Source organism: Kitasatospora sp. UYEF31 (assembly GCF_057291755.1).
This window is the reverse complement of sequence record NZ_JBXAWK010000004.1, coordinates 88669-102401: the sequence shown is the minus strand read 5'-3', so window position 1 is coordinate 102401 and position 13733 is coordinate 88669. Positions and strand designations below refer to the sequence as shown.

The window sequence follows — 13733 nt, the reverse complement described above, 5'->3', positions numbered from 1 at the left end:
CCGCTGGGGCCCCCGTGGGGGAAGGCGTGGCGCAAGGCGTGTTCACGAGCGGCCTCCCCGCCGGCCGGACCCGTCCGACCCGGTACCCGGCCCTGCCCCTGCCCCTGCCCCTGCCCCTGTCCCTGTCCCTGTCCCTGTCTGCCAGGGGATGACCACCGGCCCGGGGTCAGGGTACGTCCCGGCGTCGACCGGGCGCAGAGCGTCCTCCGCGATGGCGTCGGCGTCCCGGTAGAAGAGAGTGTCGACGCCGGGCCTACTGCTGCCGACCTGGGTGAACCAGCGGGTGTGCTCGGTCGGGATGCCGAGGGCGTAGAGGTCCCGTTGCGGTTCGCCGTCGGCGGCCACGACGTGGAAGGGCGCGGTGGTGACGTCCAGACCGCCGGTGACGTACGCGTTTCCTGACGGCCCGTCGATCACGTACTCGCGGGCCATCCCCTCGTCGAGGAGTTGCCGGACCAGCTTTGAGGTGTCACGGCGCAGGTCCGGGCTGGGGATACGGGCGTCGATGAGGGTGTGGACGAGCCGTGCGGAGCCGGCCACCTGCGGCGAGCCCACCCGGAACGCACCGGCCTGCTCGTCGGTCCCGAAACCGGTTGCGGGTCCCGCGACTTCCACCAGCCCCTGGCTGACCAGCGCCCGGAGCTGTTCGACCCGGGCCATCGGGGGCCCGGCCGACAGGAGCGCGTTGACGGGCAGGAAGCGGCGGTGGAAGTCGCCGGTGTGCGAGTCGGGCAGCAGACCGCCGTAGTCGACGGCTTCGCGCACCACGTTGCGGATGTCCCGCAGCACGTCCAGGGCCGCTTTGAGCGGCCCGTCGGCGGTGCCGAGCGCGGCGGCGGCCAGATCCCGGTCCATGACGTCGAGCAGTCGCGTACGGAATTCATCCGGCGAGGCGAAACGCGTTGCGCCGAACGGACGGGCGAGCGCCGCCAGGTCGGGCGGTGGCACGTCGGCCAGGCCTGCCCCGGCCCGGAGCGCCGCCGGGTCGGACCCGGCCCGGAGCGCGGCGGCGTGCGCTTCGGCGAATTCCGCCGCGGCCGCGGTGCCCCGGGTGGTCCGGACGTGCGTGACGTAGTAGACGTGTCCGACTTCCTGGAGCAGCAGCGGGAACACGTCTTCGGCGAAGTGCAGTTGCCCGCTGCCGGTCGAGGCCCGGCGTACGGCCCGCAGCGCGGTCAGGGCGTCCCTGGTCAGGAAGAGCGCCTTGTGGCTGTAGGACGGCGCCTTCTGGTTGCGGCCCCGGGCGGGGATGGGCAGGCCGCTGCGGGATCCGGCGGTGATCCTGGGCTCCCGGCCACTGGGCCGGTAGGTCAGGGTGCCGTCCGGGCCGGGGTGGAACACGCCGCCCCGGCCGACCGTCAACGAGAGCATGACGTCGTAGAAGGACAGGCCGAGTCCGCGGATGCCCACGGCGCTTCCGGCCGGGACCGTTTCTTCGTCGAGTTCCATGTCGGCCGCCGAGTCGCCGCACAGGTAGCGGGTGCCGGGGGTGCGGGAGACGAAACCGAGCATCTCCCGCTCGAAGGGGTCGGGAGCGTTGACCGGGTGGCCGGTGGCTATCACCACGCGGTCCGCCTCAAGGAGGTGCGGGGCCGTGTCGAGGCTCAGGAGGTAGCCGGTGTCGGGGCCCGGCCGCAGCGCGGTCACCCGGCCGGTGAGGGGCACGAGTTCGACGTGCTCGGGCAGGCTGCGGACGATGGTGGCGTACACGTCGGCGAGGTAGTGCCCGTACCGGGCCCGCGAGGCGTAGTCGTCGGGGCCGAGCGGTTCCTCGTCCTGCCGGGCGCGCTGTTCGATCCACTGGCCGAGCGAGGGCCCCGCGCCGGGCCGGGCGGGGCCGCCGTCGGGGTCGCCGGAGTACATGGTGACCTGGCTGATGACGGTGTTCATGGTGAACCAGGGGTCCTGGCCGGTGCGCCACACCCGGCCGGCGCCGATCTCCGTCGCGTCGATGAGGTGGATCCGTACGGGCCTGGGCGCTGGGTCGTCCCCCGCCCGCGCGGCTTCGGTCCTGACCCGGACGGCGATCCGTTCGAGGACGGATAGGCCGCGGGGGCCGCTGCCGATGACGGCGAGGACGAGTGGGCGGGTCGTGGATGAATGACCGGACACTGGGGATTCCTAAGGGGATTGGCTGGCGGATGGCGCGGGACCGGGCAGTGGGTCGTGGCGGCCGTGGCGGCGGCCCGGTGTGCCCGCCGGACCGGGCACGGGCCCGGGTGGTCAGGACGGCGACATGGTGTGTCCGCCGGACCGGGCCGCCGCGGCCCGGTCGAAGCGCTCCTGCGTGTGCGAGAGCATGCCGAGCAGGTCGTCGGCGCGCAGGCGGCCCCGTCCGGGGACGGGCAGCGCCGGGACGGGCATGGAGCCGGTGGTGTGCCATTGCAGGCTGCCGCGTGTGTCGATGTAGCTGCGTGAGCGCTGGGCATTGTCGGCGTGCAGGCAGTAGGGGACGTCGAGGATGCCGCGCCGGAAGGCCTCCGTCAGCGCGCGGCCCGTGTCCGGGTGGAGCTCCAGTACGGCCTCGACCAGGACCCTTGCTTCAGCCAGGACGCCGAATTCCCCGTCTGCCGCGGCCACCCGCCCGTAATGCTCAGCCGCGGTCCGGGCGGCCTCCTCCAGCGCGTGGATGTTGTCCTCGATGGTGGGGATCCGGTGCGCTTCCGCCGGTGTCTTGACGATCATGCGTTCGGTGCCGGTGAGCGCGGCCAGCCGGGCACTGTCGCGCAGAAGCCCCAGTGCCCCGCCGGTGGTTCGCGGGAAGACCCCCATGTACGTGTAGAGCACGACGTGCCAGTCGAGGTCCGCCAGGTGCTCGCCAGCCAGGGCGCGGAGGGCCAGGAGGGCCTCCACGTCCTGACCGTGGTGGGTCTGCTGGGTGTAGCTGAGGGAGACGCTGCGCAGGCCGTGCTGCCGGAAGAAGATGCCTTCGAGGACCGACAGTGCGACGAGCAGACCGGGCGGGCAGAGCTGGCCGAGCATGCACCCGCCGAAGCTCTCCAAGTGCGTGCCGGGGCGCGAGGCGAGCAGTTCGCAGGTTTGCGCCCAGGCGTCGACCGCTGCCCGCAGGGGAGTGCGGCTGTACGGCAGGCAGTACGAGACGGGGCCGCCCTCGGTGGCGTCGAGACCGGCGTCCAGGAGGGCCTGGACGATGCCCCGCGGGTCGGCGGAGCCGTGCCGCACCTGGACAGCGAAGCCGTCACCGGTCAGCCCCGCTACGAGCCCCCGGGTGGTTTCCACGCTGTGGGCGACGATCGGGTAGCCGTTGAGGTCCGTACCGTCGAGCAGGGCACGCCGGGCCGACTCGTCGTCCCCCACCCGGGTGTAGCTGTCGATCGTGAGGGTGCCGACGGTCCGGGCACGGGCCTGCTTGACGGCGCACAGGCCGGCGCGCATGCGCGGCACGTCGGCGAAGCCCATCCGAGGCTGCACGACGAGTTGCCCGGCCCGGCCGGCCGCGGCGACGGCAGACGCGAACACCCCGGGACCGGTTGCCCGGTGCGCCCCGGCGGCCGATGACCGCGGATACGGATACGGATTCGGGTGCGCCCGCGCCGGCGCTCCGGCGTTCATGCCGCCTCCGCTGTGGTGCGGGCGGTGCGGGCGGTGCGGGCGGTGCGGGCGGTGACGGGGAACTCCGCGAGATAGCGGCGGAACTCCCCGACACCTGCCGCGTCCGCGAAGACGGCGTCGAACCCGGCGGCCGTCAACTCCGGCCCGTACGAGCCCGCTTCGGCTCCGCGGACGCCGAGTTTGCCGCCGATGACGACCCGGAGGTCCCGCAGGTCCGGCTGGGCCCGGAGCGTCCGGACGGCCCGCGCCCCGTCGAGGGCCCCGTGCCCGTTGACGCTGCTGACGACCACCAGGTCGGGCCGGACACGGCGGCATTCTCCGATGAGGAGCGCGTCGGGCACGCATGAGCCCGCGTTGACGACGTCGTAGCCCAGTTCCTCCAGGAAGAGCTGGAGGTAGACGAGGTTCCAGGTGTGCGAATCCGAGGAGACGCTGGACACCAGGACCCGGTGGGCGCCGCGCGGGCCGGAGCTGTCTGCGGTCCGGTCCCGCCCGGTGGGCTGCGGGTACCGGCCGTACTGGAAGATCCGGCCGTCCAGGAGCGTCCGGCCGTGCTGAAGGGGCTGCGGAGACACGGTGAAGATCTTTCGGTTCGGGTCCACGGATGGAGGCGTGCGGAAGGAAGCCGTGCACACAGGAGGCGTGCAGGCGTGGGTCGTTCAGGAACTGGTCGTTCAGGCCGGGGGCCGGGGTGGTGCGCTCCGGTCAGGTCCCGGGCGCGGAACCCCGGTCGGCCCGGGTCAGGGCGCCGCGGTGACGCCGACCCGACGGAGCGGCTTGTGCGGAGTACGCGCGGCGGCGGGCTTCGTCCGGACCGCCAGGACGGTGCAGCCCGTACGGCTGGACATCTGGTGCTCGGTGCCGGGGCCCTCGACGACCAGGTCCCCCTTGACGTAGGAGATCCCGTCACTGTGGTCGAGCACGCCGTCCAGGACCAGCATCAGCTCGTAGCCGAGGTGTTCGTGGAAGTCGCCGTGCGCGCCGGCCGGGAAGCGCAGGAGCAGGCCGGCCGCGTCCTCGTCCCCTTCGCCGGGTTTGTCCGGCGACCAGAGCACATGGTGCTCGACCCCGGCCCGGCCGGGCTCGGACCACGCGGTCCACTCAAGGTCGCCCAGTTCGAATCCACTGCGGAACACATTCGCGATGTACGAGATATCAGACATGACCGACCTCTTGTCAGCAGGAACGCTGATCATTGACCAGCGTTTCCGGAGTTCCCCTCAATTCCCCGAGAGGACTATTTAACAAGAAAATACGCAACCGGGCCCGGACTGGTTCCGCGCATCCTTCGATATATGGTATCGATTTTCCCGATGGGCTGATACGAGGAAATGCGGACATGCCGGAACGGTATTCGGTTCCGGCCCGGCAGAATTTCAGGGATATCCCTACTCCCGAATCGCGGCGAGGGATATCCCTACTCCCGGATCACCCCAAGCGGCGTGCCAGCTCCCGGCGGGTCCGCGGCGGCCCCGGGCTCAGCCAGGAGGTCCGGCGCGCCCGCCGGGGCACTGCGCTCCTTTTTCCCGGCCGGGTCCAGCGCACCGGCCATCTCGTCCAGGACGAGGAATATCCGCCCGGTGTAATCATGGAATATCTCGCCCGCCGCGGTGAGGCACACGCCGTGCGGCAGTCGCCGCACAAGCTGGACGCCGATCTGGGATTCCAGAGATCGAATATGCGACGTAACGCTTGACTGCGCATATCCGAGGCTCCGGGCGGCTTTGGTGAGGCTGCCGAGGCGGGCCACCTCACGAAATGTCCGCAGTTGATAAAGTGCGAGGTCAACGGTCATGGATCCCCCCGTGGGACACAGGATCTACCCTGCCGGCGCGCCGGACCCCGACAGGTCCGTCCGCGGCCTGCGGCGGACTGGCGGGTCGGGTCCCGGAATTCAACGCCCACCCGGCGGAGACCCGCGTCCCCCAGTCAGGCTCCCGCCGAGGCGTCTCTCAGCCTAACGGGTGATACGGCGACGCCGCTTAGTTTATGACGGAGAAGGAGACTCGGGACCGGCCCGCCCGGCGCCCGCCCACCCAACTCCCATCCGGTCGGCTGATCGGCCGTAACCCACCGTCAGGCCGGGGAAGCGCCCGGCCCCGCGGCGGTCCCCGTACCGTCCCCGCTCCGCGCGCGGCGACTGTGCCGGGCGACCCGCACCCGGTTCCCGCAGGCCGCGGTGCACCACTCCCGGCGGGCGTGGCCCTTGACGAAGTAGAGAATGCAGCCCGGAGCCGGGCAGGCCCGCACCCGATCGCCTTCCGCACCGGCCAGCAGACGCACCGCCGCCACCGCGATCTCCCCCAGGGCGACCAGGAGGAGATCGGTCTCCGGCCAGCGCGGCACCGCCTCGAAGCCCGGCCCGGGGCGCATCTCCTGCCAGTGGGCCGCCGACCGGGCCGCCGCGTTCACCACCCAGGTGTCCGCGGGGTCCGGGCACCGCCCGGAGGTCCGGGCCGCCGCCAGGTCGCGTACGGCGCGGCGCAGTTCCAGGAAACGGTTGACGTGGGCCGGGCCGGCCGGCTCCAGCGCGCCGGCGAGCGCGGGGCTGAGCTGCGACCGGTGCCGGCCGAGCCATCGGTCGAGGTCCGCGGGTGTGGCGAGCGCGTCGACGAGATGACCGCGTACGCCGCCCTTGACGTAGGTGGTGTTCACCAGTTCCAGCGGCAACGGCTCGCCGGTCAGCGGCATCTGGTCCACCGTCGGCTGTTCCGGCTGCCGGTTCGTCACGTCCCTCATCACTCCATCATGCCGCGTTGATGGAAATCCCTCACCAAATTAATGCACATTCTCCTAATATAGCGTTAGTTCATTCGATCCCACCCAACCTCCACCCAACCCCCCGCCCACCCCCGGTCCGCCCCCGCCCGGCACTCGCCACCCCCCGCCGCACTCCGCCGATCGCTCGTCACGGAAGGCACCCATGTCCATCACGTCCACACCTGAAGGCGGCCCCCGCCGACTCACTCCCCGTCAGTTCGCCCGCCTCCAGCTGGCCCCCCACGGACCCGGAGTGCACGAACCCGCCGCACACGGACCCATCCCCCACGTACCCGCACCCCACGCACTCGCACCCGCACCCCACGAATCCGCCCCCCGCCGAGTCGCCGCCGCACTGACCGGCAAGGCCCCGGCCCGGCCGCCGCGTTCCACCATCGCGATCGCCGCGCTGACCGGTGTCGCGGCCCTACTCCTCCTCGTGGCCGTCGGCGCCGCGATCGACGCGCCGGTGCTCATCCCGCCGCTGGCCGCCAGCGCGGCACTGGTCTTCGCCGCCCCCACCCTCCCGCTGGCCCAGCCCAGGAACGTCGTCGGCGGGCAGCTGGTCTCGGCGTCCGTCGGCCTCATCGCCCTTGCCGTGGGCGGCGGTTCGCTGTGGACGGCGGCGGTGGCGGGCGGGCTCGCCATCGGAGCCATGGCACTGGTCCGCACGCCGCACTCGCCGGCGGCTGCGACTGCGGTCATCGCAGTCCTCACCGGGCCGCCCCCGGTCCGCTTCCTGTCGTTGCTGCTGCTGGCCACCGTGATCCTGATCGGGGTCGGCTACCTCGCGGGGCGCAGCGGCAAGAGCACCCCCTACCCGGCTTACTGGTGGTAGGCCGGTCCGATGATCAGCCGTTACACACAGAGCTGAAGAGCGGCAGGCGTAAAGAGCAGCAGGCGTGCTGACCGGCGGGAGGGAAGGGCGCCAGGAGCACGATCCGGGCGGAAGCGTCACCGTCACGACATGAACGCTGACGATTTGTTACCTGCCCGCCCGATACCCGAAACACTGCGGTCATGCCGGCCAGTCAGGATGGCGTCTACCGGAGGGCAGCCCTCTCCGGGACAACCGCCGCCCGTGGCGACCCTGCACGCGCCACGGTAGGGGGAAAAAAAATGCAGTACCCGGCCGGTCCGTACCCTCCGCGCTCCTGGCCGCACGGAGGGGCGGGCCGGTCGCTGCCGTTGCAGCTGGCGCCACCGTTGCCGCGGCACCGGCCGGCGCCACTCCTTCGGGCGAATCCCGCCCCGTGCCGGTGACCCGGGGCGGCCCCGGTCGTCTGCGTAGGCATTGCCCGCATTCCCCAGCCGGGCGACAACCCAGCGACGGCAGGGTCCCCTTTGTGAGCACGCGCCTGCGGCAGTACGCACTGCCGTTCCTCCTCCTCGCGGCCACGGGCTGCGCCACTGTGACGGCGGCGCCACGGCCACCGGCCGGAGTCGACCGTACGGACACACCCCCCGCGGCGCAGACTCCCGCGGCCCGCCCAGGACCACCCGTGCCCGCTCCGCCCGGCCCGCACGGCCCGGCGGACGCCGCCGGTCCGGTGGTGGTGACAGCCGCGGACGCGCCGGCCGGTTTCGTCCGCAGCCTCGGCGGCGGCCCCGACGGACCCGCCGGCCGGGTCCCGGCCCGGAACACGGCACCGGCCCGGCCGGCGCAGCCCCGTCCGCCCCGGCCCGCGCCGGACCGGACGCCGCAGCAGCCAGCCGCCGGCCAGGCCCCGCGCAGTGTCTGCGACCAGCTCGCCGACCACGGGCTCCTGTCGCCGGGTTCGAGCACCTGGCGGCAGTGCCACGACCAGGAACGGGCCGGGCAGCCCTGAGCGCCGCGCGCTCCCCGCCCGGCCACCCCGGCCACCCCGGCCACCAGGCACTCCCCTCCCCCAGCCCCGGGCCCCGGACCGGCCTGCCGCCCGGGGCCTCTGGACGCCGGGTGACCCCCGTTACCGAGCACCTCCGTTGACTGTTCGTCAGAACATTCGTACGGTCGCCCCGTCGGTGATCCGAAGGCTGTCCGGCCGTACGGTCACCCGGCGAGACGACCCGACGACCCGCGGAGGCGCACCGTGCTGCACAAGGCTCTCGACCTGACCGGACGGGTCGCCGTGGTCACCGGCGCGGCCAGCGGCATCGGCCGCAGCAGTGCCCTGGTCCTGGCTGAGATGGGCGCGTCCGTGGTGTGCGCGGACCTCAACGCCGCCGGTGCCGACGCGACCGCGGAGTCCATCGCCGGGGCCGGCTGCACCGGCACGGCCGCCACTGTCGACGTCGCGGACGCGGCCAGCGTCGAGGCTCTGGTCGCCGGTGCCGTCGCGACGTACGGGCGGCTCGACGTGATGGCGAACATCGCCGGGATCATGCACATGAGCACCGTCATGGAGACCGACGAGACCGACCTCGACCGGGTCCTGGCGGTCAACTTCAAGGGTGCGTTCTTCGGCTGCCGGGCGGCGGCGAGGGTGATGGTGGCGCAGGGGCACGGCGGCAGCATCATCAACATGGCGTCCAGCGCCGTGGACACCGCCAACGCGGGACTGCTGTGCTACGGCGCGGCCAAGGCCGCCATGGTGCAGCTGACCAAGACCCTCGCCACCGAGGTCGGCCCGCAGGGCGTCCGGGTCAACGCCGTGGCCCCGGGCTGGACCGTCACGGGTATGACCGGGCGGCACTGGACCGACGAGGACGGCGATCAGGACGAGGGCCGCAAGGAGGCCGTTTCAGGGCCGATGCGCCGGATGTCGCCGCTGAACGCGGTGGGCCAGCCGGAGGACATCGCGTACGCCGTCGCCTATCTGGCCTCGGACGCCGCCAAGTTCACCACCGGGCAGATCCTGCGGCCCAACGGCGGCGTCACGATGCCCTGGTGACGACTTTCCGGCACTGCTCGCAGTCGGTCGCCGCGCGGCGCTGGCGGGGCAGTCCTCCGGCGGCTCCGCGCAGTCGCCTGGCGCAGTGCACCGGCAGGAACCCCAGGCCCCAGCCGCCGACGACGACCGTCGCCGACGTCGCGGTCATGCCGCCGTCGCGCAGCGACCAGCCCAGGGCCACCCACCAGGCCAGGGTGAGGAGGCTTGTCAGGAGCCAGACTGCGGGGGCCCGCTCCCGCACGGGTCCGGTGAACAGTTGCGCGGCGAGGCGGGCGAGGGGGGACGCCGCCCGTACGGGGCGCTGCGGCCCGTACTGCTGCGGCCTGTGGCGCTGTACTTCGGAGTGCTCCGCTTCGGAGTGCTGCGGTCCGGGGCGCTGGTCTTCAGGACGCTCTGCGCCGCCGAGGTGTTCTGCGACCGTATCCATGGCCGTCCACCTCCTCGGGCCTCATGAGAGGCCCTGATGGTGAAGTCCCCACATTGCGCCGCGGCCATCCGGTCAGACCAGCCCTTGATCCATCTTTCACCCGTTCGGCTCTGCGTGTCGCGACGCAAAGTGACAGAAAAAGTGCTCTCAGTGAATCATCGGCGCATCCCGGCACGGCCGAACCCGCCGGATACGCCGGATACGCCGCCGCCCGGCGGGCGGACCGGGTGGGGTCCACCGCGCCGGGCGGCGAGTGCTGGAAAACCGAAGAGAAGGCCGTACGACCTCAGCTCTGGTTCTCCGCCTGGAACATCCAAGCCAGATGTTCCAGATCATGGATCTACCTGCGCAAGACGTGTCTCCTCGGCTTGGCTTTCCGGGATTCTTCCGCCCGCTGGGAAAGATCTTCCTTCCACGCCTCATCCAGAACCGCCCGCGTCTTCTCCTCGGACTCCGCCCACAGATGCGCGTAGATCTCCAGCGTCGTACTGGACTTCTTGTGCCCGAGTCTCCGTTGAACGACCTTCACGCTCTCACCCCACGCGATCAGCACACTCGCATAGTGGTGCCGGAGCTGATGCCAAGAGATCCAGCCGATGCCCGCCTTGCGCCCGATCGCCTTGATCGCCCAGTCCCCCGACGACTCCAAAACTGCCCGCCGGTTGGGGAGAGTGAAGATCAGACCTTTCAGGTGGCCGTCTTCAATGGGTGGATGGCGCTTCATCCACCCATCTAGGCAATCAAGCGTCTGCTGGGTGATAGGCAGCGTTCGGCGCGAGGCCGGCGTCTTGAGTTCATCTAGGTAGAACCCGCGGCCCGGCTCGTGTACAAGTTGTTGATCAACGCGGATCGTCATCGCCTTCCGGTTGATCCGGTCCACGACCAGACCTCGCAACTCCCCAGACCGCATCCCAGTCTGCGCATCCACTTCGATCATCGCCGCCCACAACGGCTTGTGCGCATGGTCGACCATCCGTCGCACTTCCTCAACAGACGGCGGATGTGCCTCATTCTGCTGCGACTTGGGCGGGTCGACCTCTTCGAACGGACTGACGGAAATCCGGCGGTCGAGACGCGCCATCGTAAAGATGCTGCTGACCTGACGGACGATGCGTGCCCGGGTGTTCGCGCCCAATCCGTGCTTGGTCCGAAGGTCCGCCTGCCAGCGCCTGGCGTGGGACGGCAGGACCGAACCGATCTCCAGGCCACCGAACGACGACGTAGCAACGTACCGGCGAATAACCCCCGCATACTCCTTGAGCGTACGAGGAATCACATCGCAGCTGGGAAGCCACGTCTCTGTAGCGAAATCACACACAGTGACTTCACCACGTTTCGGATCGATCCACTTCCCCTGACGGACCTTCGATTCCTCATCTTGCCAGTAGCGCTCCGCCTCAACCAGCGTCCGGAAGAGCTTCGCCACCTCCTTCCCGCCCGGACCGTCATAGCGGGACTGCCAGCGCTTCCCTTTCCCATGAGCAAGGGTCGGCACTTTGCCTTTGTGCTCAGCACACTGGGGCTCTCCAGGGCCGGGTTTCTGTTTGTGCCATCGGTCGAGTACGTACCCCATCAAGCACCTCGCGAAGATCCACGTGGATACCAGCAGCCGCCACCTGCGCACACGCCTGGGCGTACAAATCTGGGTCGATCCCGGCAGCCTCATTGATCACGGCCACAGGCGTTCGGTTCACCGTTCCGGTCCACGCGGCGATGTTGCGTCCGAGCGGACATGCGATGACGACGGCGCTTTCGTCACGCGTCTGTTCCGGCATGTACTTGCTCCCCCCATCGGGTGCCCCCACCCGCGACAGGTCGTCAGCGTAGGTGAGAGTTCCAACGAAAGCGACCAGTTCATTGCAGTTCGCTTTACGCGCCGTTAGCAACGGGAGGCAACAAACCGTGACGACGGAGCTCACTCAGGGCCATCTCCGTAGCCTCTCTGATCTCCGAAGCAGTCACGTTGTCAGCAGCTCGAATCATGGCCGAGCTGATGATCTGCGAGGCGATGTCCGCCGAGTCGACCGGCGCCGGCACCTGGCTCCAACCGCCAATCATGGCGTCCGCCTTGCCGAGGTCACTTCCGTTGAGAATCGCATCCACTGCCCCCTCTGACCAGCCAAGTGCCTGCGCGATTCGCGCCAGCGTGTACGGCATCCGCGCCTTAGGGACCTTGCCTGACTCTGCATCGGAAACGGATTTCGTGGACACCTGGGCAACTTCGGCCAGTCGCTTCTGGTCCCAGCCTCGTCGCAGGCGCGCATTCCGTATGGCCCGCCCCAGGCGAGCCCACGTCTCTGGATCTTGCGTCAGAGCCACAGGTCCCCTCAACGATCAACGATCAGCAACGACAGGCAACAAGATACCGCCGACAGCCCAGACTTCCGCGTCAGGAACCAGACATTCAGCACACGCCAGGACTTGTCACGCGTTGATTCGCATCGTCACTTGCATCGTTACGTCTCGTTGCGTATCGTCTCTGTTGTGCAAGTGGACGGATCCCGAATCCGGCGCATGCGCGAGGAAGCGGGCTTCGGCCTGCGGAACTTCGCCCGAGCAGCGAGAACGTCCCCCTCGCACCTGTCCCGGATCGAGCGAGGTCTGGCCAGTCCTCAGCCCGAAGTGTTGAAACGCATCGCGGACCAGCTGAAGACGAAGGTCAAGACCCTCGCCTACGAAGACGAGGAGCACACCCATGAGCGAGCAGGACTCGCCCTATCTGACGACGAAGGAGCTGGCCACGCGGCTGCGTAAGCAGCCGCAGACGATCCGCATGTGGCGCCACCGGGGCCACGGGCCTCGCGGAACGCGCTTCGGACGCGACGTGCTGTACAGCCTCGCCGACATCGTCCTGTGGGAGGAGCGCCAGATCTCCCGGGACGTAATCGCCCGCCGCTGCGCGGCCTGAAAACAGCACGGCCGTCCCTGCGCCGCAGATCCGGCCTCCGGCTGATCTTCGAAAGGCGCACCAATGAGCAACATCGTTCCGTTCACATTCCCCGCCACCGGTCAGGACGTCCGCATGGCGCTTGTCGACGGCGAGCCGCGGTTCGTAATCGCGGATCTCTGTCGCGTCCTCGGCATCGGCAACCCGTCCGACGCTGCGCGGCGGCTGAACGCCGATGACCTCGACACCATCGAGGTCACCGATTCCCTCGGCCGACGCCAGCAGGCCTATGCGGCCAACGAATCGGGGTTGTACGACCTAATCCTCGACAGCCGAAAGCCCGAGGCGCGGGCCTTCCGCCGCTGGATCACCGGCGAAGTCATCCCGTCGATTCGCCGGACGGGTTCGTACTCCGTCGTTCCCCCGGCGCCCGCGCTTCCGGACATCACCACTGCGGCCGGCGTCCTGGCGATGGCTACCCAGTTCGTCCGGACCGCCGAGCAGCTGGTCGCCGCCGACGCGAAACTCCGTGAACTGGAGCCGAAGGCAGTCGCGCACGACACCTACCTGTCCGCGCAGTCAGGTGAGCGCCTGGTCCGCGAGGTCGCCAAGCTCCTGGCCTGGCGGCAGCAGGGCCTCCGCCGCTTCCTCGTTGAGGAGAAGTTCATCTTCGCCCGTGAGGCGCTGTGTGGCGTGACGGTCTGGGACTTCTACGCCAGTCACGCGCAGCACTTCCGGTCGATTGAGCACCCGGTGGAGCACACGTGGGGCCGTTGTTCCCACTACACGCTCTATGTCCGGCCGGCGGGTGTGGATCTGATCCAGAAGCGGATCGCGCGGCGTAAGGCGGAGCTGGACTCGGCGATCGCCGACGCCGCCGCTTTGGACGGCTTCCCATTCTGACGTAAGTGCGGGCCACGTCGGCTCAGGACGCGACCCGCTGACCACCACAACAACTCTCAAGGAGATGGTGATCGTGAAGCAAGACTACAACCCGCCGGACTGCCAGTGGCCGTACCACGTCGGTCAGCTCGACGCGCAGGTCACCCTGCTGATCGGCGGTGTGCAGTCCGTCCTGGATGTGTGTGAACTCAGCCAGACGGCCCGGGAGTGGCTGACCGAGGCCGTCGTGAAGGCCGTCGGGCACCTGGAGCGGGAGCGTGCGGCCCGTCCCGGTCAGCCGCGGCGTGAGGGTGTGTCGTCGTGAGGGCGG

At 70.0% G+C, this 13733-nt stretch carries 16 protein-coding genes; 7 read left to right on the top strand and 9 right to left on the bottom strand.

Going from position 1 to position 13733, the window contains the following annotated elements; genetic code table 11:
- Nucleotides 1–42: 42 nt before the first annotated feature.
- The 6 genes from AC0Z36_RS03265 to AC0Z36_RS03240 all read right to left on the bottom strand — a co-directional run bounded on the left by AC0Z36_RS03265 (nt 43) and on the right by AC0Z36_RS03240 (nt 6312).
- Nucleotides 43–2112: an FAD/NAD(P)-binding protein gene (locus tag AC0Z36_RS03265; RefSeq protein ID WP_485461111.1), complete on the bottom strand. Its 2070-nt coding sequence runs from the start codon at nt 2110–2112 to the stop codon at nt 43–45.
- Between the two features lie 111 nt (nt 2113–2223).
- Complete coding sequence (locus AC0Z36_RS03260; protein ID WP_485461110.1) at nt 2224–3480, bottom strand: methylaspartate mutase; 1257 nt, start codon at nt 3478–3480, stop codon at nt 2224–2226.
- 89 nt (nt 3481–3569) lie between these two features.
- Nucleotides 3570–4175, bottom strand: coding sequence for a cobalamin B12-binding domain-containing protein (locus tag AC0Z36_RS03255; RefSeq protein WP_485461109.1), 606 nt, complete (start codon nt 4173–4175; stop codon nt 3570–3572).
- A 138-nt stretch (nt 4176–4313) separates the two neighbouring features.
- Nucleotides 4314–4736: a cupin domain-containing protein gene (locus AC0Z36_RS03250; protein WP_485461108.1), complete on the bottom strand. Its 423-nt coding sequence runs from the start codon at nt 4734–4736 to the stop codon at nt 4314–4316.
- A gap of 254 nt (nt 4737–4990) precedes the next feature.
- Nucleotides 4991–5368, bottom strand: a complete 378-nt coding sequence (locus AC0Z36_RS03245) for a LysR family transcriptional regulator (protein ID WP_485461107.1) — start codon at nt 5366–5368, stop codon at nt 4991–4993.
- Between the two features lie 281 nt (nt 5369–5649).
- Nucleotides 5650–6312: a CGNR zinc finger domain-containing protein gene (locus AC0Z36_RS03240; RefSeq protein ID WP_485461106.1), complete on the bottom strand. Its 663-nt coding sequence runs from the start codon at nt 6310–6312 to the stop codon at nt 5650–5652.
- Between the two features lie 184 nt (nt 6313–6496).
- On the opposite strand from AC0Z36_RS03240, the gene AC0Z36_RS03235 reads away from it, so the two are divergent.
- The 3 genes from AC0Z36_RS03235 (at nt 6497) to AC0Z36_RS03225 (ending at nt 9206) form a co-directional block, all read left to right on the top strand.
- Nucleotides 6497–7171 carry an HPP family protein gene (locus AC0Z36_RS03235; protein WP_485461105.1) on the top strand — a complete coding sequence of 225 codons (675 nt, stop codon included), beginning with the start codon at nt 6497–6499 and terminating at the stop codon, nt 7169–7171.
- Between the two features lie 508 nt (nt 7172–7679).
- Entirely contained in the window at nt 7680–8162 is a 483-nt protein-coding gene (locus AC0Z36_RS03230; protein ID WP_485461104.1) for a hypothetical protein, read from the top strand.
- A gap of 243 nt (nt 8163–8405) precedes the next feature.
- Nucleotides 8406–9206, top strand: coding sequence for an SDR family NAD(P)-dependent oxidoreductase (locus AC0Z36_RS03225; protein ID WP_485461103.1), 801 nt, complete (start codon nt 8406–8408; stop codon nt 9204–9206).
- On the opposite strand, the gene AC0Z36_RS03220 is transcribed toward AC0Z36_RS03225, so the two are convergent.
- The 3 genes from AC0Z36_RS03220 to AC0Z36_RS03210 all read right to left on the bottom strand — a co-directional run bounded on the left by AC0Z36_RS03220 (nt 9190) and on the right by AC0Z36_RS03210 (nt 11952).
- The gene (locus tag AC0Z36_RS03220) at nt 9190–9633 is read right to left on the bottom strand and encodes a hypothetical protein (protein WP_485461102.1); all 444 of its coding nucleotides are present in this window, start codon (nt 9631–9633) and stop codon (nt 9190–9192) included. The genes AC0Z36_RS03225 and AC0Z36_RS03220 overlap by 17 nt on opposite strands.
- A 340-nt stretch (nt 9634–9973) precedes the next feature.
- A complete protein-coding gene (locus AC0Z36_RS03215; protein WP_485461101.1) occupies nt 9974–11059 on the bottom strand; it encodes a tyrosine-type recombinase/integrase in 1086 nt (361 codons plus the stop codon).
- A 443-nt stretch (nt 11060–11502) separates the two neighbouring features.
- A complete protein-coding gene (locus AC0Z36_RS03210; protein ID WP_485461100.1) occupies nt 11503–11952 on the bottom strand; it encodes a helix-turn-helix domain-containing protein in 450 nt (149 codons plus the stop codon).
- A gap of 165 nt (nt 11953–12117) precedes the next feature.
- Here AC0Z36_RS03210 and AC0Z36_RS03205 point away from each other — a divergent pair, with 165 nt between their 5' ends.
- From AC0Z36_RS03205 to AC0Z36_RS03190, 4 genes are all read left to right on the top strand, one after another.
- Nucleotides 12118–12387 (top strand): helix-turn-helix domain-containing protein, encoded by a 270-nt coding sequence (locus AC0Z36_RS03205; RefSeq protein ID WP_485461099.1) that lies wholly within the window; start codon nt 12118–12120, stop codon nt 12385–12387.
- Entirely contained in the window at nt 12329–12541 is a 213-nt protein-coding gene (locus AC0Z36_RS03200) for a helix-turn-helix transcriptional regulator (protein WP_485461098.1), read from the top strand. The genes AC0Z36_RS03205 and AC0Z36_RS03200 overlap by 59 nt, the downstream gene beginning before the upstream one ends.
- A gap of 63 nt (nt 12542–12604) precedes the next feature.
- Entirely contained in the window at nt 12605–13423 is an 819-nt protein-coding gene (locus tag AC0Z36_RS03195) for a BRO family protein (protein WP_485461097.1), read from the top strand.
- 73 nt (nt 13424–13496) lie between these two features.
- Nucleotides 13497–13727, top strand: a complete 231-nt coding sequence (locus AC0Z36_RS03190; protein WP_485461096.1) for a hypothetical protein — start codon at nt 13497–13499, stop codon at nt 13725–13727.
- Nucleotides 13728–13733: the final 6 nt, after the last annotated feature.

Excerpts from the sequence above, each read along its gene's own strand:
- AC0Z36_RS03250 (WP_485461108.1), bottom strand. The coding sequence starts at position 4,736 with ATGTCTGATATCTCGTACATCGCGAATGTGTTCCGCAGTGGATTCGAA.
- AC0Z36_RS03245 (WP_485461107.1), bottom strand. The coding sequence starts at position 5,368 with ATGACCGTTGACCTCGCACTTTATCAACTGCGGACATTTCGTGAGGTG.
- AC0Z36_RS03240 (WP_485461106.1), bottom strand. The coding sequence starts at position 6,312 with ATGAGGGACGTGACGAACCGGCAGCCGGAACAGCCGACGGTGGACCAG.
- AC0Z36_RS03235 (WP_485461105.1), top strand. The coding sequence starts at position 6,497 with ATGTCCATCACGTCCACACCTGAAGGCGGCCCCCGCCGACTCACTCCC.
- AC0Z36_RS03220 (WP_485461102.1), bottom strand. The coding sequence starts at position 9,633 with ATGGATACGGTCGCAGAACACCTCGGCGGCGCAGAGCGTCCTGAAGAC.
- AC0Z36_RS03200 (WP_485461098.1), top strand. The coding sequence starts at position 12,329 with ATGAGCGAGCAGGACTCGCCCTATCTGACGACGAAGGAGCTGGCCACG.
- AC0Z36_RS03195 (WP_485461097.1), top strand. The coding sequence starts at position 12,605 with ATGAGCAACATCGTTCCGTTCACATTCCCCGCCACCGGTCAGGACGTC.